Below are 19,938 nucleotides of genomic sequence, written 5' to 3'. Positions count from 1 at the left end.
CGGCCGCACTGACTGATCGCACAGACACCACGGGGGAACGGTGCAACGCGAGACCATGCGCGAAGAGGAGCACGCCGAACGGCGGTCCCGCCTGTCGGCGGCCAAGCAGGCCCTGCTGGCCCAGCGGCTGGGAGGCACCGCGGCGCCGGTGATCCCGCCCCTGCCTGCGGGGGAGCCGCCACCGCTGTCGTGGGCGCAGGAGCGGCTCTGGTTCATGGAGCAGTTCGTGCCCGGCACGGCCGCGTACACGATCCCGGTCGTCGTCCGGGTGCCCGGCGGGCTCGACCCGGCCGCGCTGCGGGCGGCGCTGGACCACCTCGCCGCCCGGCACGAGGTGCTCCGCTCCACCTTCCACGCCGGGCCGGACGGCACGCCCCGGCTGCGGCTGGTCGCGCACGCGAGCGTGCCGGTGTCCGAAGTGGAGGCCACCGAGGAGGGCGCACGCGAGGTGATCTCGGCGGCACTCGCCCAGCCGTTCGACCTCACCCGGGCACCCCTGCTGCGGGCCATGCTCGTCCACCTGTCCGGCGGCGACCACGTGCTGGTGCTCGCCGTGCACCACCTCGTCGCCGACGGCTGGTCCGCTGACCTGCTGCTCAGCGAGCTGGCCGAGCTGCTCGCCGGTGGCCGGCCGGCGGCGGCCCCCGCGCTGCGCTACGCCGACTACGCGGCCTGGCAGCGGCAGCGCGCCGGCAGCGGCGACCTGGCGTACTGGCGGGAACGGCTCGCCGGCCTGCCGCCGCTGGACCTGCCCACCGACCGGCCGAGGCCGGACCCGCCCACGTACGGGGGCGCGACGCACGCGTTCCGCATCGGCGGGGCGCTGCGCGACCGGCTGGCCGCGCTCGCCCGCGAGCGGGGCGCGACCCTCTACATGGCACTGCTCGCGGGGTTTCAGGCGGTGCTGGGCCGGTACAGCGGGCAGGACGACTTCGCCGTCGGCTCGCCGGTCGCCGGCCGGCACCTGCCCGAGCTGGAGCCGATCGTCGGCCTCTTCGTCAACACGCTCGTGATGCGCGCCGACCTCTCCGGCGGGCCGAGCTTCGCCGAGCTGCTCGACCGCACCCGGCGGAGCGCGCTGGACGCGTACGACCGTGCGGAGGTCCCCTTCGAGCGGCTGGTCAGCGAGCTGCGCGTGGACCGCGACGTGCGCCGGTCGCCGCTGTTCCAGGTGGTGTTCGCGTTCCAGAACTACGGGCGCGGCAGCACCGCGTTCGCGCCGTTCGACTTCGATCTGCCGAGCACGCGGTTCGAGCTCGAGCTGTACGCCAGCGAGGCCGGCGACGGTCTACTGTGCTCGGTCGTATACAACCGCGGCCTCTTCGACGCCGTGCGGATCGAGCGGCTCGGCGGTCACCTGGTCACGCTGCTGGACGCCGTCACCGCCGACCCGCACGCCCCGGTCGCCGCGCACGAGCTGCTCACGCCGGCCGAGCGCGCGGCGCGCGACGCGTGGAACAGCACCGCCACCGACCTCGGCCCGCCCGGTTGCCTGCACCGTCCGGTGTGGACGCGCGCGGCGGCCGACCCCGACCGGGTGGCCGTGCGGCACCCGGGCGGCGCGCTGACCTACGCGGACCTCGTCGCGGCCGCCGAGCACACCGCCGCCCGGCTCACCGAGGCCGGTGTGCGGCGGGGCGAGCTCGTCGGCGTCGTCATGGCGCGCGGCTGGGAGCAGGTCGTCGCGGTGCTGGCCGTCAGCCGGGCCGGCGCGGCGTACCTGCCGATCGACGCCGACCTGCCCGAGGCCCGCCGTCGTGAGCTGCTCGACCTGGGCGGCTGCCGGGTCGCGCTCACCCAGCCCGGGCGCACCGTGGAGGGCCGCACCACGATCGTCGTCACGCGCGGCGAGGGGGAGCCGGCCGCCCCGACCCCGCCCAGCCGGACGACCTCGCCTACGTCATATTCACGTCGGGCTCCACCGGAGCGCCGAAGGGCGTGATGATCGAGCACCGGGCCGCGCTCAACACCGTCCGCGACGTCAACCAGCACCTCGGCTGGTCGGCGGACGACCGGATCATCACGCTCTCCGCGCTCAGCTTCGACCTGTCCGTACAGGACGTGTACGGCGGGCTCGCGGCCGGCGCCACGCTCGTCATGCCCGCGCCGGAGGAGGACAAGGACCCGGCGGCATGGGCCCGGCTCGTCCAGGAGCAGCGCGTCACCGTCTGGAACTCGGTGCCGGCGCTCGCCGAGCTCCTCACCGAGCAGGCCGAGCACAGCGGGGCCGACCTGCGCTCGCTGCGGCTGGTGATGCTCTCCGGCGACTGGATCCCGCCGACGCTGCCGGACCGCCTGCGCGCGCTCGCGCCGGGCGTACGGGTGGTCAGCCTCGGCGGCGCCACCGAAGGCTCCATCTGGTCGGTCTGGTACGACATCGCCCACGTCGATCCGAAGTGGACGTCCATTCCGTACGGCCGCCCGATGGCGAACCAGACGCTGCACATCCTCGACCGCTCCGGCTGTGACGCGCCGGTCGGCGTCGCCGGCGAGCTGCACATCGGCGGGGTGGGGCTGGCCACCGGGTACTGGCGCGACCCGGAGCGCACCGCCGCCGCGTTCGTCACCCACGCGCGCACCGGCGAGCGCCTCTACCGCACCGGCGACCTCGCCCGGTGCGGGCCGGACGGCACCATCGAGTTCCTCGGCCGGGCCGACTCCCAGGTCAAGATCCGCGGGTACCGGGTGGAGCTGGGCGAGATCGAGGCGCACCTCGGGCGGCACCCGGACGTGGTCGACTGCGCCGTCGTCACACTCGGCCAGCGCGGCGCCCGGGAGCTGGCCGGCTACGCGGTGCCCCGCGACGGCGCGCCGCTCGACGTCGACGACCTGCGTGGCTACCTGGCCGACCGGCTGCCCGCCTACATGGTGCCCACCTACCTGACCGCCGTGCCGCGCATCCCGCTGACCGCCAACGGCAAGGTCGACCGCAAGCGGCTGCCCGCACCGCGGCGCACGGCGCCGGCCGGCGGCGCGGAGCCGAGCACCGCCACCGAGCGGCTGGTCGCCGGCGTCTGGGCCGCCGTCCTCGGCGTGGAGAGCGTGGGCGCGGACGACGACTTCTTCGCGATCGGCGGCCACTCGCTGCTGGCCATCAAGGTGGTCACCCGGCTGCGCCGCGAGCTGCCGGCCGGCTCGCCCGGCGTCGCGGTGATGGACATGTTCCGGGCGCCGACCGTGCGCGCGCTGGCCGCGCTGCTCGACAAGCCGGCCGCCGAGCGCCCCCGGCACCTGCTGCACCGGCTGACCGCCGAGCCGGCCGAGCCGCCCGCGCTGAGCTACGTCTGCGTCCCGTACGGCGGCGGCAGCGCGATCGTCTACCAGCCCCTCGCCGACGCGCTGCCGGACGGGTACGCGCTGTGGTCCCTCGCGATCCCCGGCCACGACGTCGGGCTTGACGAGGAGCACCTGCCGTTCGACGTGCTCGCCGCCCGCTGCGCCGCCGAGGTCCTCGACCGGGTCAGCGGCCCGATCGTCCTCTACGGGCACTGCGGCGTCGGTTCGGCGCTGATCGTCGAGGTCGCCCGCAGGCTGGAGGAGGCCGGCCGCGAGGTCGAGGCGACGTACATCGGCGCGATCTTCCCCTTCGCCCGCCCGCGGGCCGGCGCGGTCGCCGCGCTGTCCCGGGCGATGAACCGCCTCCGCGGCGACCAGCACTACGTCAACTGGCTCGCCGGCCTCGGCGTCGACCTCGCCGACGTCGACCCCGCGCAGGCCCGGCAGATCGTCCGCAACATGCGCCGCGACTCGGAGGCGGCGGAGGAGTACTTCACCCGGCTGCTCGACACGGGCGCCACCCGGCTGCGCTGCCCGATCATCGCGGTCGCCGGCGAGCGCGACCCGGCCACCGAGTGGTACGACGAGCGCTTCCGCGAGTGGCACTTCCTGACCGACCGCACGGCGCTGGTGGTGCTCGACGAGGCGGGGCACTTCTTCCTCAAGTACCGGGCCGAGGAGCTGGCGGAAATCGTCACCAGCGTGCACCCGGCGGTCGCCGGTGGGACACCGGTGCCGGCACGGACCGGCTGGTGGCTGCAAGGCGTGTCGGAAACGACCGGCGCCGCCGTCCCCAGTGGACCCGAGCCGAGCATGCGACGCTTCCTGTGGGTGATGCTCGGCCAGCTGGTCTCGATGACCGGCGCGGCCCTGACCGACTTCGCGATCCCGCTCTGGATCTACCTGGAGACCGGCTCGCTCACCCGGTTCGCCGTCTTCTTCCTCGTCGGCCTCCTGCCCGGCCTGCTCATCGCGCCGCTCGCCGGCGGGATCGTCGACAGGTACGACCGGCGCCGCGTGATGCTCGCCGCCGACACGGCCGCGCTGGGTGTCCAGCTTGCGTTCGGGCTGCTGCTGTGGACCGGCAACCTGCCTACCGCCGCCATCTACGGGCTCCTGGCCTCGCTGTCGGTGGCGCTCACGTTCCAGCGGCTGGCGTTCTTCTCGGCCGTGCCGCAGCTCGTGCCCAAGCGCTACCTCGGCCACGCGAACGGCGTCGTGCAGACCGCGACCGGCGTGGCCCAGTTCGTGGCCCCGCTCGTCGCGGTGGGCCTGCTGGCCACCATCGACCTGACCGGCATCCTCGTGCTTGACGTGGTGAGCTACGCGTTCGCGATCGTCGCCGTGCTGCTCGTGCGCTTCCCGGCCACCATGGCGTACCGGCGGCGGGAGAGCCTGCTCAAGGAGATAGCCGGCGGCCTGCGATACACGCTCAGCCACCGCGGCATCCGGTCGATGCTGCTGTTCTTCGCCGCATTGAACATCTTCTTGTCGCCGCTACTGTTGCTCTCGTCCCCGCTGGTGCTATCGTTCGCCGATCTGTCCACTGTGGGGCGTGTTGCCTTCGGCGGAGGCTTCGGCGTCCTGCTCGGTGGGCTGGCGATGATGGTATGGGGCGGTCCGCGCAGGCGGCGGATGCGCGGCCTGCTCCTCGGCACTCTCGCCATGGCCGCGTGCTGCCTGCTCACCGGGCTGCGGCCGGCCACGCTGACGGTGGCGATCGGGATCTTCGGCACCTCGCTCTGCCTGACCGTCGTCAACGCCATCTACGCCACGATCGTCCAGGTGACCGTGCCGCAGCGCTTCCACGGCCGGGTCTTCTCGCTCAACACGATCGTCGCCTGGTCGACGCTGCCGCTCGGCTTTGCCGTCATCGTCCCCTTTGGACCGCGCCTGTTCGAGCCGCTGATGGCGGCCGGCGGTCCGCTCGCCGGCACCGTCGGGCAGCTCATCGGCACCGGCGATGGGCGCGGCATCGGCCTCATGTACCTGGTGTTCGCGCTCGCGATGGCCGCCCTCGCCGCGGTGAGCCTCCGGCTGGGCACGCTGTCCCGGTTCGACGCCGAGGTGCCCGAGGCGCCGCCGGACGACCTGTACGGGCGCGAGGCCGTTGCCGCGAAACGGGGGACGCATGACCGGGCAGGACACGACGACCGCCGTGCTGGAGATCGTCCGCCAGGTTCTCGACGACCCGCGCGTCGGCCCCGACGACGACCTTTTCGACGCCGGTTTCGACTCGCTGACGGTCGTGCGCACCGCGGCGCGGGTACGCGAGCGGCTCGGCGTCGACCTGCCGCTCGGCACCTACTTCGACGCCGCCACGGTCAGCGACCTGGCCGCCGCCGTCGAGGAGGCCCGGTGAGCACGTCACCGCCGGCCACCGCGCCGCTCACCACCGCGCAGGAGCGGATCTGGTTTCTCGGGCAGGTGGGCGACGACTACCACGTGCCGATGAGCTGGCGCCTGCGCGGCCCGCTCGACGTGGCCGCGCTCTGCGCGGCGATCCAGGACGCGGTCGGGCGGCACGGGGCGCTCCGGACCCGCTTTCCGGCCCGGGACGGGCGGCCGGTCCAGGAGGTGCTGCCGGACTGGCGGCTCCCGGTCGAGCGGCTCGACGCCACCGAGGAGGAAGCGGCCGACATCGCCGCCGCCCGGATCGTCGAGCCCTTCGACCTCGCCGCCGCCCCGCCGGTACGGGCCACGCTCCTCCGGATCGCCGCCGCCGACCACGTGCTCTGCGTCGTGACCCACCATCTTGTCGCCGACGACATCTCCATCGGCATCCTCGGCGCCGAGGTCGCGGCCGGGTACGCCGCCCGGGTCGGCGGGGAGATCGCGGACCCGGCGCCGCTGCCGGTGCAGTACGCCGACTACGCGCGCGACGAGCGCGCCGCCGCGGACGCCGGGCGGGAGGAGGTGCTGCGGTACTGGACCGAGCGGCTCGCCGGCATCCGCCCGCTGGACCTGCCCACCGACCGGCCCCGGCCCGCGGCGCCCACCACCGACGGCGGCACCGAGTCGCTGCGCAGCGCACAGGCCGCCGCCGACCTGCGCACCCTCTGCCGGGCCGGCCGCACCACCGCGTTCATGACCTCGCTCGCCGCGTACCTGGCGCTGCTCGGCCTCTACAGTGGACAGGACGACATCGCGGTCGGCTCGCCGGTGGACACCCGCGACCGCGTCGAGTTGGAGCCGCTCGTCGGCTTCTTCCTCGACACGGTCGTGCTGCGCGGCGACCTGTCCGGCGATCCCACCGTGCGCGAGCTGCTGGGCCGGGTCAAGGCCACACTCATCGGCGCGTACCAGCACCGCAAGGCACCCCTCGAAGAGCTGCCCGCCCGCCTCGGACTGCGCCGCGACCCCTCCCGCACGCCGCTGTTCGACACGATGTTCATCTACCACGCCGCCCAGGCGAGCGGGCTGGCGCTGCCCGGGCTCGACGTCGGGTGGTTCGACACGGGGCTCGCGCGGGCGAAGTTCGACCTGCTTGTCGACGTGCTCGCCGGCCGCGACGAGGTCACGCTCATCGCCTCGTACCGCAGCGACCTCTTCGACAGCGCGACGATCGCCCTGCTGCTGCGCCGCCTGGAGACCTTCCTGCACCTGGCCGCCGCCGACCCGGACGCCCGGCTGTCCACCGTGTACTCCCGCCTCGCCGCGGCCGAGGCGCCGGCCGAGACCGCATGCGCCCGCCCGGCACCGGTCACCGGCGTGGTCGAGCGGATCTGGGCGCAGGCCGCCGCGACGCCGCACGCGATCGCTGTCGACGCGCCGGACGGCCGGCTCACCTACGCCGAGCTTGTCGACCGGGCCGAGCGGGAGTCCAAAGAGGTCCACAGTGGAGCACTCGTCGAAGTCCGCCGGGAGCCCGGCGCCGGCCTCGTGGTCGCCGTGCTCGCGGTGCTCCGCGCCGGCGCGGCATACCTGCCACTCGACCCGGCACACCCGCGGCGGGCGTCGACGCGCGGGGACGGTGACGGCGTGGACGGGCTCGCGTACGTCATGCACACCTCCGGCTCCACCGGCGCGCCCAAACCGGTCGCCGTGGGCCACACCGCGCTCGCCACCCGCGTCGAGTGGATGGCCGAGGCGTACGGCATCGGGCCCGGCGACCGGGTGCTGCAGCTCTCCTCGCCCGGCTTCGACACGTTCGGCGAGGAGGTGTACCCGTGCCTCAGCCGGGGCGCCACCCTCGTCGTACCGCCGGTCGCGCGGGCCGAGCTGCCCGACTTCCTGGCCACGCCGGCCGGGCGCGCGCTGACCGTGCTCGACCTGCCGACCGCGTACTGGCACGAGCTGGTCACCAGCCTGCCCGCGAGCGCGTGGCCGGACGCGTTGCGCCTCGTCGTCATCGGCGGCGAGCAGGCCCGCGCGGACGTGCTGGCGCGGTGGTTCGAGGGCTTCGGCGACCGGGTCGCGCTGTGGAACACGTACGGCCCGACCGAAGCGACAATCATCGCGACCGCCGCCCGCCTCACGCCCGCGGACGCGGGCCGCCGCCCACCCATCGGCCGCCCGATCGCCGGTACCTGCGCGCACGTGCGCGACCGCCACGGCGGCCCGGTGCCTGACGGCGTGCCCGGCGAGCTCTACCTCGGCGGCCCCGGCCTGGCCAGTGGCTACCTGGGGCGGCCGGACCTGTCCGAGGGGCGGTTCGTCGACCTCGACGGCGTGCGGCACTACCGCACCGGCGACCGGGTGCGGACCCGTCCGGACGGTGCGCTGGAGTTCCTCGGCCGCACCGACCACCAGCTCAAGGTGCGCGGGCACCGCATCGAGCCGGAGGAGGTCGAGGGCGCCCTTACCGGGTACCCCGGCATCCGCGACGCCGCGGTGACCCTCGACGGCGGGCGCCTTGTCGCGCACCTCGTGCTGGAGCCGGGGACGGCCCCGCCGGGCGCCGCGGACCTGCGGGCACACCTGGCCGGCCTGCTCCCGGCGGCGTTCCACCCGGAGGCGTTCGCGGTGCGCGGCGCGCTGCCGCTGACATCGAACGGCAAGCTCGACCGCGCCGCACTGCCACCCGTGGACGTCGCCACCTCCGCGGCACCTGGCGAACCGCCGAGCACCGACGCGGAACGGCTCATCGCCGCGGTCTGGTCCGAGGTGCTCGCCGTCGAGCGGATCGGCGCGCACGACGACTTCTTCGACCTGGGCGGGCACTCGCTGCTGGCCACCCGCGTCGCCGCCCGCCTGCGCGCGCGCCTCGGCCTCGAGGTGCCGCTCCGCCTCATCTTTCGCGCGACGACGGTCCGCGCACTCGCCGAGGCCGTCGAGGACCTGCTGCTCGCCGAGATCGAAGCCATGGACGAGGCCGAAGCCCAACGCCTGACCAGCTCCTGACCCGGACGCGGTCGCGCGGCGCGGCGCCGTTGAGCGGCGCCGGCTGGCTGCGTCAGCGGCGGGCGTCGATCGATCGGGCCAGCTCGCGGAGGTCGCGGACCGCGAGCAGCTCGTCGAAGGTCAAGGTCGTGCCCAGGCGGTCGTTCGTGAGGTCGAGCAGCAGCGTCGCCGTCATCGAGTCGCCGCCGAGGGACAGGAAGTCGTCCTCGGCCGAGATGCGCGTGCGGCCCAGCACCTCGGCCCAGATCTCGCCGATCGCGCGCTCGGTGCCCGTCGCGAGCGGGACGAACGAGCAGCCTTCGCCGCTGGCGACGGCGTCCCAGTTGAGCTGGGGGCTCCCGTCGTCGGCGCGGGGGAGGCGGGGGAGCACCACGAGCACGTCGGGCAGGTCGGGCTCGGCGACGGTGTCCCACACGTGGTCCCGCAGGTCGATCGGTGCACAGTGGACCTGGGCGGCGACCGCCACGATGCGCCGGGCCGGCGGGCCGTCGGTGACCCGGCTGGCCACGTCGATCACGTCGGGGTGCTTGCGGAGCGCTGTCTCGACCGCGATCATCGTGCGTCTCCTCCATGCAGGGAGGCGGCCAGCTCGGCCACCGTGGGGCGTTCGAAGATGGTGACCGCGTCGACCTGCGCGCCCAGGCGGGCGCCGAGCCGGGCGGCTATCTCGGTGGCGGCGAGCGAGTCGCCACCGATCGCGAAGAAGTCGTCGGCGGCGCCGACCGAGCCGACGTCGAGCACCTCGGACCAGACCTGTGCCACGACCCGCTCGGTGTCGCCGCGCGGCGCGACGAAGGCGGCCGGGCCTTCCTCGTCCAGCAGCGCGGGCAGGCCGGACTTGACCACCTTGCCGCCGGCGTTGTGCGGCAGCTCGTCGACGATGCGGAGGACCGCCGGCAGCTCGCGCGGGGACAGGTGGCGGGCGGCGTGCTCGCGCAGCTCGCGGACGGTGGCGTCGGCGCGCAGTACCACCAGCGCGGCCACCACCTCGCCGAGCACCCGGTGGTCGACCGGGAAGACCGCCACCTCGGCGACCGCCTCGTGGCGGCCGAGCACCTGCTCGACGCGGTACGTGGAGACGTTGAAGCCGCCCACGATCACGATGTCGCTGACCCGACCGGCCAGGTAGAGGTAGCCGTCGCCGTCCACATGGCCCAGGTCACCGGTGCGCGTCCAGCCGTCCTGGAAGGTGGCCCCGCCGTCGCCGTCGCCGCCGAGGAACCGCCGTGGCGGCGCGTCGGTCGAGCGGAGCCAGATCTCGCCGGTCTCGCCGTCCGGCAGCGGGGTCCCGTCGGGCGCGGTGACCCGTACCGCGCAGGCGCCGATCGGGCGGCCCACCGACTCCGGGCGGGACGGGTCGTAGCGGGTGGCCACCTTCGCCGGAAACGCCTCGGTGGAGGTGTAGAAGTTGTAGAACTCCGCGTTCGGGAAGACCGGCGCGAGGTCGGCGAGGATCCCGACCGGCAGCGCGGCGCCGGAGAAGCTGACCCCCTTGACCGACGGCACAGTCAGTCCCGGCGTGCGCAGCAGCCAGTGGCCCATGGCGGGCACCAGGCAGACGGTGCTCGCCCGCCAGCGCTCGGCCTCCTCGGCCAGGGCGGGCGCCGAAAAGTGGGGGAGCGCGACGAGCGTGTGCTGACCGCCCACGCAGTTGACAAGCACCACCTGCGCGGCGACCGAGCCGATCGGCAGCGCGTGCAGGCACGGCTGGTTTCCGCGCGGGCCGGCCGGCCACGCCACCTGGGCGCGCAGCACGTTGGCGTGGGTGGCGACCACACCCCGGGGCAGCGCGGTGGTGCCGGAGGTGAAGACGACCTCCGCGGCGTCGCCGGGGGCGGCCTCGGCGGGGTACGGAGCCTCGGACTGTCCCTCGTGGATGGTCGTGGTGCTGGCGACCCAGCAGGGCACGTCGGGCGCGGCGCGGCCGGGTGCGGTGAGGATGCCCGCGACCCGGTGCCGGCGGGTCAGCTCGGTGAGGTCGGCGGGGGTGAAGCGGTCACCGAGCAGCAGCGCGGTGGCGCCCACGGCGAGCGTTCCGAAGTACGCGGCCGCGTAGTCCGGCCACGCCTCGCCGCCGAACATCAGCCCCACCTGGTCGCCGCGGGAGACGCCCCGCTCGCGCAGGCCCCGCGCGATCGCGCCGGCGCGCGCGTCGAGCTCGGCGAACGTCAGCGCGTGCGTCCCGGCCGCGACGGCCACCCGGTCGGGCGCGAGCCGGGCGCTGTTGCGGAGCAGGTCGGGTACCACCCTTGGCGCGGACACTCGGCTACCTCCCATTCCGGAGCTCGCGGGCCAGCTCGGCCGGTGTCGGCGCCGCGAACAGCTCGGGCAGCGACACCTCGCGCCCGATCTGCCCGGCGATCCGGGTCACCAGGATCGCGGCCAGCAGCGAGTGGCCGCCGCTGGTGAAGAAGTTGCTGTGCGGACCCAGGTCGGGCGCGCCGAGCAGGTCCGTCCAGAGGTCGACCAGCTCCGCCACCAGCGGGTCGGACGTCTCGGCGCGCGCGGAGGCCGGCGCGGTGGCGACCACGGCGGGAAGCGCGCGGTAGTCCACCTTGCCGCTCGGGTTGCGGGGCAGGGCGTCCAGCGTGACGAGGTCGGCCGGCACGAGGTAGTAGGGCAGGACCGAGCGGGCGTGCGCGGCGACCTCGTCCGGTGCCGCGGGCCCTTGCAGGTAGCCGATCAGCCGGCCGTCTCCCTGCGGGTCGCCCTGCACGACGACCGCGGCGGCGGTCACGCCCGGGTGCCGCTCCAGCGCCGCCTCGACCTCGCCGAGCTCGATCCGCCGCCCGCGGAGCTTGACCTGCCGGTCGGCCCGGCCGAGCAGCTCGACGGTGCCGTCGCGCCGCCAGGTGGCGAGGTCGCCGGTGTGGTAGAGCCGCACGCCGCCGGAGGTGCGGAAGCGCTCGGCGGTCAGCTCCGGGCGGCCGGCGTACCCGCGGGCCACACCCGTGCCGCCGATGCACAGCTCGCCGACGACACCCGGCGGTACCGGCTGGCCGTGCGCGTCGAGGATGTGCAGGGCGGTGCCGGCGATCGGGCGGCCGACGCCGACCGGGTCGGTGACGTCCGGCGCGATCTCGGCCACTGTGGACCAGATCGTCGTCTCGGTCGGGCCGTACACGTTGAACAGCCGGCACCCCGACCGCAGCAGGCGCGCGGCGAGCGTCGCGGAGAGGGGCTCGCCGCCACAGAGGACGGTGCGGCCGGCCAGCTCGTCACCGAGGCGGTTGGCGACGAGGCGCCAGATCGTCGGAGTGGTCTGCACGACCGCGACGTCGTGGCGGGTGACGAGGTCGAGCAGCAGGCGCGGGTCGGTCTGCGCCTCCGGCGGGGCCACCACCGCGGTGCCGGCGTGGCAGAGCGGGAGCAGCAGCTCCAGCGCGGAGATGTCGAAGCCGAACGTGGTCAGCCACAGCACCCGCTCGTGTCCGCGCAGCCCGAGGTGGCCGGCGAAGAAGCGCACGAGGTTGGCCAGCGCGGCATGGGCGATCTCCACCCCCTTCGGCTGGCCGGTCGAGCCCGAGGTGAAGATGACGTACGCGAGGTCGTCGCCGCCGCTCGCCCGCAGCCCGTCGACGAGGTCCTGAGTGGACGGATGCGCCTCGGGGACCAGGTCGAGCCGGAGCACCGCCCGCCCCTCGGCCGCCCCGGCCGGCAGCTCGCCGGTGGCCAGCACCACCGCGCGGGCCCGCGCGTCGTCGAGCTGGGCCGCGGTGCGCGCGGCCGGCTGCGCCGGGTCGACCGGCTGGTACGCCGCGCGCAGCGACCACACCGCCAGCACCGCCGCCGCGAGGTCGCCGCCGCGGGGTGCGGCCAGGGCCACCACGTCGCCCGCCCCGACACCGGCCGCGGCGAGGTGCCGCCGGATGCTCGCGGCGCGGCCGGCGAGCCACCCTCGGTCGCGCACCGTGCCGTCGACCTCGACGAGCGCGGGTGCCGCCGGCTCGGCGAGCCGCGCGGCGAGCGCCCCCGGCAGGGCGGAGGTGTCCTCGGGCGGGGGCGGCACGACCAGCGCGCGCTCGTGCGGGCGCCACAGGTCGAGTGTGGACAGTGGACGGTCGGGGTCGGCGGCGGCCGCGCGCAGCAGCAGCTCGTACCGCTCGACCAGGTCCGCGATGTACTCCGGGTCGTGGATCTCGGTGCTGTACTCGACCTGCATGTCCAGCCGCTCGGTGCGGTGGAAGACGGCGACGTGCAGGTCGTGGCGGGTCAGCCCGGCGTCGACCGGGTGCCACGCCGCGTCCGGCAGGTGGCCGGCCGGCCCGACCACGGCCGGCGGGTGGAAGTTGAACATGTGCCGGAACAGCGGCGCCCGCCACCCCGCCCCGTCGAGCCGCACCTCGGAGAGCACGCTCTCGAACGAGGTGTCCGCGTGTGCCAGGCCGGCGATCAGCTCGTCGCGCACCTGCCCGGCGAGGTGGCGGAAGCCGGCGCCGAGGTCGACGCGCACCCGCAGCGGAAGCGTGTTGACGTGGTAGCCGACCGCGGCGTGGCCGGCGTCGCCGCGGGTGCTGACCGGTAGCGCCACCACGAGGTCGGGGCCGGCGCCGTGGCGGGCCAGCAGCGCGTAGAAGCCGGCCAGCAGCGCCATGTTTTCGGTGACCCGCAGCTGGCGGCGCAGCGCGTGCAGGGCGGTGCGGGTGGCGTCGGTGAGGTCGCGCCCCATCCGGCCGCCGCTGAACGACGGCGTGTCCGGGTCGGGCCGCGCGCGGCCGAGGGCGAGCTGCCGCGGGTCGAGGCCGGAGAGGCGCTCGGTCCAGTACGCGAGGCTGCCCTCGGACGGCGGCGCCTCGCGCAGCTGCTCCGCCTCCGGTGCCGCGCCGGAAGGGCCGCCGTCGAGCAGGTCCTGGTAGATCCGGCACAGCTCGGGCACCAGCCGCCCGCCGGACTGCCCGTCGACCGCGATGTGGTGGCCGACCAGCATGAGCACGCTGCCGCCGCCGGTGAGCGCGAAGCGGTGTACCCGGAAAGGCAGGTCGGTGGTGAGGTCGAAGGCCCGCCGGGTGGCGGCGGCGAGCGCGGCCGGTAGGTCGTCGGGCGCGACCACCTCACCGGTCACCGGCGGGTCGCCCACCGGCGCGAGGTGGCGCGCGGGCACGCCGTCGCGGGCCGGAAACGTGGTGCGCAGCACCGGGTACCGCCGCATCAGCTCACGGACCGCGGCGGCCAGCACGGTCAGGTCGATCGCCGCGCTGGTCCGGATCGCGAAGGGCAGGTTGTCGACGGCCGAGCCGGGAGTGAAGCGCTGGAACAGCCAGAGCGCCTCCTCCTTGCGGTTGAGGGTGTCGCCGACCGCGCTGCCGCTGGCCACCACCCCGCTCATGACCGCACGCCCGCGAGCAGGCCGCCCACCGCGGCGGCGGCGGCCGGGTCGCCGAGCAACGCGTTCTGCCCGACCGGCAGCCGCAGCACGCGCCCGCCCAGCGGGGCGGGTCGTGCTCGGCGGACAGGACGATGAGCGTCTCCGGCGGGTACGCCAGCTCGGCGGCCGCGGAGAGCGCGAAGTAGCCCAGGTGGGTGGCGAGCCGGGTGCACATCTGGTCGGCGATCGACGCCGGCACACCCTGGCTGGCACAGGCCGGTCCGGCCAGCGCCGTGTACCGCCCGGCGAGCGTCGCGGCGAGCGCGTCCAGGTCACCGGCGGCCTCGGCGTCCCGCAGGGCGGCCTCCCGGGCGGCGGCCACCTCGGCCTCGGCCAGCACGGCCGCGAGGCTGCCGAGCGCCGCGTCGAACTGGTAGTACAGCGTCAGCGGGCCGGCCACCGAGGGGTCGAAGAGCACCACGTCGACCGGCGCCCCGGTGCGGTCGGCGAGGTGGCGGGCGAGGGCGCAGGCCAGTGGCGCGCCGGCGCAGTACCCGAGGACGGCCCGGGCTCGCAGATCCTCGCTGGCGGCCAGCCAGCCCGACAGCCGGGCGGCGGGGTCGCCGGGCAGCTGCCAGCCCTCCTCGACCGTGCCCCACACGGGGTACGGCTCCGGCAACATCGGGACAAGCTGGGCAAATCCGGCTTGGGCCCGCACCCGGGCCTGGGTGAAGTCGACACCGAGGACAGCCTCGGATCCGGCACCGGCGCGCAGTGGACGCCAGCCTGCGAAAGGCACGTGGTCTCCCCTCGGGACCCGCGGCCGTGCCCACCGCCCGTGGGGTCCCTTCCCCGTCGAGGTTCGTTCGCAAGATAGATTAGTGTCCACTCCTAGATCCGTCGACCCGCCGTACGGCCGGTTCGCGCCCCACCTCCCGGTGACATCGCGGGTGAGCGCCCGAGGGGGTCCACGCGAAGCCGGCCGGGGTTGGTACTGTCGGTGCGAGCTGGCCGTCGCGGCACTGGCCTGATTCCTCGGTGGACGTCAATCGGCCTTGTCGCTGCGCGGGCGGCGACCGACAACGAGGAGTGTTTGATGCCGCTCACCCCGGCGGACGTGCACAACGTCGCTTTCAAGAAGCCGCCGCTCGGCCAGCGGGGCTTCGACGAGGAAGAGGTCGACGCCTTCCTGGACGAGGTCGAGCAGGAGCTGATCCGCCTCATCGAGGAAAACAACCAGCTCCGCGCCCAGCTGGAGCGTTCCGGCGGCCGCGCCGAGCCCACCTCCGACCGCTGGATGGACGCCGAGCTCGACGACGTGCGGATCCAGCTTGACCGGGCCCAGCGCGACCGTGCCTCGGCCGAGCAGGCCGCACGGTCCGCGCAGATGGAGCTGGAGCGGGCCCGTTCGCAGGGCGGGCCGATGGGCGGCGGCGACGGCGACCAGGTCGCGCGCGTGTTGATGATGGCCCAGCGCACCGCCGACGACCACCTCGGCGATGCCCGGCGCGAGGCCGACGGCCTGCTGGCCGACGCGCGCAGCCGCGCGGCCGACCTCACCGGCGAGGCGCGGGCCGCGGCCGACGAGGTCGAGCGGGACGCCCGCCAGCGCCACCAGGAGGCGATGGGCGGCCTGGACGCCAAGCGCACCGCCACGCTGCGTCACATCGAGGAGCTGCAGCAGTTCGAGCGGCAGTACCGCAGCCGCCTCACCGCCTACATCGAGAGCCAGCTCCGCGACCACGCGGGCGGCGAGAAGGCCGCGCTCCCCGCCGCCGACTCCGCGCTGTAGATCCAGACGGTCCGGCGTCGCGGGCGGGCTCGCTCGCCGGAGATCCTTCGCGGATCGGGGGTGCGGCCTTGGAAGGGCCGGCCCAAACCAGCTGCGAGCTGCCGCGATGCCCGCGGTGGTCCGGACCGTTGCGCGGGGCCCCCGGGGAAACGTGGAGCGCAGCGGAGCGTTTTCTTGGGGTGCTTTCCCGCGGCCTCACCCTCCGCGGTGGGCCGGGTCCGTAAAAAATTTGGGCCGGGAGTGCAACCTTTCGGCGGTGCCGTTCCGACGTCTAGGAGTACCGGAGCACCGAGGACTCCGAGAACGGAGCGGCGATGCGGCCCGACCATGAGCGGGAGTACGTCGAGTACGTGCGGGCGCGGCTGCCGCGCTTGCACCGTTTGGCGTACCTGATCTGCGCCGACGCGTTCGCCGCGGACGACATCGTGCAGGCCACGCTCACCGCGCTCTACGTCAACTGGAAGCGGGCCAGCGCCGCCGACAACCTGGACGCCTACGTGCACCGGATCATGGTGCGGCGCTACATCGACGAGCGGCGGCGCTCGTGGGCGAAGGTGCTGCTCAGCAGCCATCTGCCGGAGCGGGCCGCGGCGCCGGCGGGCGACAGCTTCGAGGAGCGCGACGCCCTCGTCGCCGCGCTGCGCGCGCTGCCGAAGGGCCAGCGGACGGTCGTGGCGCTGCGCTACTTCGGCGACCTGTCGGTCGAGGCCACCGCCGAGGCGCTCGGCTGCTCGGTGGGCACGGTCAAGAGCCAGTGCGCCCGGGGGCTCGCCGCACTGCGCGATGTGCTCGAGGCGCCCGCGGTCGCCTCCACCCAGCAAGCAAAGGGTCGGTCATGAACCTGGAAGACAACCTGCGGGACCGGCTTGAAGCGGTGCAGGCGCCACCCACCCACCTCGACGTCGAGATGCTGGTCGGTGCCGGGCGCCGCCGTGCCTTTCGCCGCCGCACGGCGGAGGCGGCCGGTGGCGTGGCCCTGGTCGCCGCCGTGCTGCTGGCCGTCCCCCTGGCCCTGAACGCGGCCGAGGGGGACCCCGCGAAACCGCCGGCGGTCGGCGGCAGCGGCACACCGGCCGCCCCGACGCCCGCACCGACGGCCGCGACACCCAGCGGACCGGCGGCGAAGCCGAGCCCGACCGGATCGTCCCCGAGCCCGAGCCAGACCGTCCCGGCCGGCCGGTGCGCGATGGCGGAGCTGCCCGCCACCGGCGGGATGGACGGCATCGTGCCTGAGGCGGTCGACCCGAGCGGCCGGTACATCGCCGGCAACGACACGGTCGGTCAGGACTTCCGCGCCGTGCTGTGGACCGACGGCCGGCCGCGGGCACTGCCGGTCGTGGGTGACTCGGTCCAGGCCACCGCGGTCAACTCCAGCGGCGTCGTGGTCGGCCTCGTGAGCGAGGACGCGAAGAATGACGTCTTCCGCTACCAGGACGGTGTGCTCACCCGGCTCCGCACGCCGCCCGGCGACTGGCACGTCTACCCCGTGCCGGCGATCAACGCGGCCGGTGACATCGTGATCAACGCCGAGCCGCGCGGCAACACGGGCGGCGAGGGCAGCATCGTGCTGCTGTGGCGGGCGGGCGCGACCACCGCCACCAAGCTGCCGCTTCCGGAGGGCGCGAACGTCTTCGAGATCAGCGACGACGGCACGCTCGTCGGCGCGCTCTACCCGGACGGCAGCGCCACCGACGCCTACGCCTGGGACCAGCGCGGCAAGGGTCGCAAGCTGGCACGGCCGGCCGGCACCGAGGGCGCCGCCGCCTACGCGATCTCGGGTGACCGGGCGACGGGTGGCGTGTGGGCGGACGGCAACGGCCGGACGGTGGTGTGGGACATCCGCACCGGTGCGGTGACGGACCTGGACGCGCTCGAACCGGGTGACGCGATAAACGCCGCGGGCTGGGTGGTGAACGCGACCGGGCAGGTGCTGCGCGACGGCGCCGACCCGACGCTGGAGGTGCCGGCCGGCCAGGTCGCCACCGCCCGGGACGTCTCCGACACGGGCCTCGTCGTGGGGCACGCGGTGGAGGACAAGCCGGACGGTGGTGAGAGCCTGGGCCCGCGCATGTGGCGCTGCTGACTGACCGCTCAGACGATGCCGCCGTTCGCCCGCAGCACCTGGCCGTTGACCCAGCGGGCGGCCGGGCCGGCGAGAAACGCGACGATCTCGGCGATGTCCTCGGGCGTGCCGAGCCGTTGCAGCGGCGGGCGTGCGGCGAGCAGCGCGATGGTCTCCTCGTCCTTGCCGTCGAAGAACAGGTCGGTGGCGGTGGGGCCGGGTGCGACCGCGTTCACTGTCACGTCCCGGCCGCGCAGCTCGCGGGCGAGGATCAGGGTGATCGCCTCGACCGCCGCCTTGCTGGCCACGTACGCGCCCTGCCCCTCCGGCGCGAGTCCCACGTCGGAGGAGGAGAAGTTGACGATCGCGCCGCCCGGCCGTACCCGCCGGGCCGCCTGCTGGTTGACGACGAACGTGCCGCGGACGTTCACCCGGTGCAGATCGTCCAGTTCGGACAGATCGAGCTCGGCGATCGACCCGCTGCCGGTACGGGCGGCGGCGTGCACCACCACGTCCACGCCGCCGTACTCCCGTTCCGCCCGGTCGAAAAGCGCCGCGACGGCGGCCTCGTCGGAGACGTCGGCCCGTACCGCGATGGCCCTCCGGCCGGCCTCGACGATCTCCTTGACGGCGAGCGCGGCCTGGTCCGCGTCGTCGGCGTAGCCCACGACCACGGCGTGGCCCTCGGCGGCGAGCCAGCGTACGACCTGCCGCCCGATGCCGCGGGAGCCGCCCGTCACGACGGCCACCCGCGGCGTAGGAGTGTTCACGCCTAACCTCCGATCATCCGGAGCATCTGCGCCACCTGGTCGGCGCGCGACTGCTTGATCCGCTCGGCGAGGTCCTTGGTCTGCGGGTTCACCCCGTCGGCGGCGAGGTTGGTCAGCTCGACCGCGCTGTTCTGGTGTCCCGTCAGCAGGTTGAGGAACGTGGCCTCGAAGTCCGCGTCGGACGTGTTCCGCAGCGCGTCGATCTGCTCCGGGCCGGTGGCCGGCAGGCCGCCGTGACTGGCGTGCGCGGACATGTCCTGGCTCGCCGTCGTGGCCTCCTTCCAGCCGGTCAGCCACGACTGCATGATCTTCACTTCTTCGCGCTGTGTCGTGTCGATCGCGGCGGCGAGGAGGCGTACCTCCTCGCTCACCGTGCGGTCGGCGGCCAGGCCGGTCAGCTCCAGCCCCTGCCCGTCGTGCGCGATCATCATCTGCAGGAACATCACGTCCGCCGAGTTGTGCTCCGCGTCGGCGGCCGGCAGGGTGTCGGCCGCCGGCACGGCGCCGGCGGACGGCGTCGCGGGCGCCGGCGGCTCCGTCGAGCAGCCCGCGGCGAGCAGCAGCGCGGCGGCAGCGGCCGCGAAGAGGGCGCGTCGCATGTCAGACCGGCAGCCAGAGGGCGAGCGTGAACACCGACGGCTCCCAGCCGGCCAGCGACGTGTGCGACTGGCGGCAGCGGTACCGCTTGCCCTGGAACGTGACCTCGTCACCGATCTTGTACGCGGTGCCGGTCGCCCACGTGCCGCCCGCGTTGTTGCCGGGCGCCGGTGGCGGGGTGGTGGCCGGCGGGCGGGTGGTCGGCGTGGTGGACGGGGGCGCGGTCGTGGTGGGCGGGTTCTGCGGGGTGGTGCCGCCGCCGCTGCCGCCGACGTTGAGGTCGATGCAGCTGTAGAACGCCATCGGGGTGTCGCCGATGTTCCAGATGGCAAGGACGGTCTGGCGACCCGGGAAGCGGGACAGGTCGACCTGGTGGGACACGACCGCGTCCGGCTGTGCGTTGCCGCCGTCGACGACCGCCACGCGGGTGTTACCGACGAAGTACTCCCAGTTCGAGGTGCGGTGGCGGGCCGTGAAGACCCACGTGAACGTCGCCGTCGAGCCGACCGTGCGGGCCGGCCATGCGCGGCTGTTGTCGTTCAGCACGGAAAACTGGGAGAGGCCGCCGTCGCAGCTGCGCAGCCCCTTGGGGCCCTCCACGCTCTGCGGCTCGAACTGGATCGGCCCGCAGTCGGGCACGGCGCGTGACGCGCAGAGCGCCTGGCGGCTGGGCGGGGCGGAGACGTACCCGTGGGCGGAAGCGGCGGAGCCGGTCGCGACCAGGCCCGCGGCGGCAGTGCCGGCGATCACCAGGGGATAGACGAATACCTTACGCATGCCCCGGGACGCTACG

General features: G+C 74.8%; 11 protein-coding genes and 1 pseudogene. 5 read left to right on the top strand and 7 right to left on the bottom strand.

Going from position 1 to position 19,938, the window contains the following annotated elements; all coding sequences use genetic code 11:
- Positions 1-40: 40 nt before the first annotated feature.
- Both Phou_RS54255 and Phou_RS56000 read left to right on the top strand, forming a co-directional pair.
- The gene (locus Phou_RS54255) at positions 41-1,942 is read left to right on the top strand and encodes a condensation domain-containing protein (protein ID WP_218578660.1); all 1,902 of its coding nucleotides are present in this window, start codon (positions 41-43) and stop codon (positions 1,940-1,942) included.
- Positions 1,903-8,619 (top strand): non-ribosomal peptide synthetase, encoded by a 6,717-nt coding sequence (locus Phou_RS56000; protein WP_281365054.1) that lies wholly within the window; start codon positions 1,903-1,905, stop codon positions 8,617-8,619. The genes Phou_RS54255 and Phou_RS56000 overlap by 40 nt, the downstream gene beginning before the upstream one ends.
- 52 nt (positions 8,620-8,671) lie before the next feature.
- Here the strand turns inward: Phou_RS56000 and Phou_RS02320 are convergent, their stop codons facing one another.
- From Phou_RS02320 to Phou_RS52065, 4 genes are read right to left on the bottom strand one after another with little or no spacing between them, the layout of a single operon-like run.
- The gene (locus Phou_RS02320) at positions 8,672-9,175 is read right to left on the bottom strand and encodes a phosphopantetheine-binding protein (RefSeq protein ID WP_173053142.1); all 504 of its coding nucleotides are present in this window, start codon (positions 9,173-9,175) and stop codon (positions 8,672-8,674) included.
- The gene (locus Phou_RS02315; protein WP_173053141.1) at positions 9,172-10,881 is read right to left on the bottom strand and encodes an AMP-binding protein; all 1,710 of its coding nucleotides are present in this window, start codon (positions 10,879-10,881) and stop codon (positions 9,172-9,174) included. Before Phou_RS02315 ends, Phou_RS02320 begins: the two co-directional genes overlap by 4 nt.
- A gap of 4 nt (positions 10,882-10,885) precedes the next feature.
- Positions 10,886-13,825: a non-ribosomal peptide synthetase gene (locus Phou_RS02310; RefSeq protein WP_246273715.1), complete on the bottom strand. Its 2,940-nt coding sequence runs from the start codon at positions 13,823-13,825 to the stop codon at positions 10,886-10,888.
- Complete coding sequence (locus tag Phou_RS52065; protein WP_246273132.1) at positions 13,773-14,723, bottom strand: hypothetical protein; 951 nt, start codon at positions 14,721-14,723, stop codon at positions 13,773-13,775. The genes Phou_RS02310 and Phou_RS52065 overlap by 53 nt, the downstream gene beginning before the upstream one ends.
- Positions 14,724-15,020: 297 nt before the next feature.
- On the opposite strand from Phou_RS52065, the pseudogene Phou_RS02305 reads away from it, so the two are divergent.
- The 3 genes and pseudogenes from Phou_RS02305 to Phou_RS02295 form a co-directional block, all read left to right on the top strand.
- Positions 15,021-15,665 (top strand): annotated as a pseudogene (locus Phou_RS02305) (DivIVA domain-containing protein); the annotation flags it as partial.
- Positions 15,666-16,030: 365 nt separating this feature from the next.
- On the top strand, positions 16,031-16,555 hold the full coding sequence (locus Phou_RS02300; protein WP_173053138.1) for a SigE family RNA polymerase sigma factor: 525 nt from the start codon (positions 16,031-16,033) through the stop codon (positions 16,553-16,555).
- A complete protein-coding gene (locus tag Phou_RS02295) occupies positions 16,552-17,799 on the top strand; it encodes a hypothetical protein (protein WP_173053137.1) in 1,248 nt (415 codons plus the stop codon). The genes Phou_RS02300 and Phou_RS02295 overlap by 4 nt, the downstream gene beginning before the upstream one ends.
- Positions 17,800-17,807: 8 nt before the next feature.
- Here the strand turns inward: Phou_RS02295 and Phou_RS02290 are convergent, their stop codons facing one another.
- The 3 genes from Phou_RS02290 to Phou_RS02280 are packed head-to-tail and all read right to left on the bottom strand — an operon-like array spanning position 17,808 to position 19,922.
- Complete coding sequence (locus Phou_RS02290; RefSeq protein ID WP_173053136.1) at positions 17,808-18,548, bottom strand: SDR family oxidoreductase; 741 nt, start codon at positions 18,546-18,548, stop codon at positions 17,808-17,810.
- A 2-nt stretch (positions 18,549-18,550) separates the two neighbouring features.
- On the bottom strand, positions 18,551-19,147 hold the full coding sequence (locus Phou_RS02285) for a DUF305 domain-containing protein (protein ID WP_173053134.1): 597 nt from the start codon (positions 19,145-19,147) through the stop codon (positions 18,551-18,553).
- A gap of 1 nt (position 19,148) precedes the next feature.
- A complete protein-coding gene (locus tag Phou_RS02280; protein ID WP_173053132.1) occupies positions 19,149-19,922 on the bottom strand; it encodes a lytic polysaccharide monooxygenase in 774 nt (257 codons plus the stop codon).
- Between the last annotated feature and the right edge of the window lie 16 nt (positions 19,923-19,938).

The organism is Phytohabitans houttuyneae (genome assembly GCF_011764425.1).
GTDB lineage: Bacteria > Actinomycetota > Actinomycetes > Mycobacteriales > Micromonosporaceae > Phytohabitans > Phytohabitans houttuyneae.
Note: the sequence above shows the minus strand (reverse complement) of the source record. Positions and strands in the feature narration are given on the sequence as shown.

Coding starts and splice junctions, on each gene's coding strand:
- Phou_RS02300 (WP_173053138.1), top strand. CDS start 16,031: ATGCGGCCCGACCATGAGCGGGAGTACGTCGAGTACGTGCGGGCGCGG.
- Phou_RS02280 (WP_173053132.1), bottom strand. CDS start 19,922: ATGCGTAAGGTATTCGTCTATCCCCTGGTGATCGCCGGCACTGCCGCC.
- Phou_RS02295 (WP_173053137.1), top strand. CDS start 16,552: ATGAACCTGGAAGACAACCTGCGGGACCGGCTTGAAGCGGTGCAGGCG.
- Phou_RS02285 (WP_173053134.1), bottom strand. CDS start 19,147: ATGCGACGCGCCCTCTTCGCGGCCGCTGCCGCCGCGCTGCTGCTCGCC.
- Phou_RS02320 (WP_173053142.1), bottom strand. CDS start 9,175: ATGATCGCGGTCGAGACAGCGCTCCGCAAGCACCCCGACGTGATCGAC.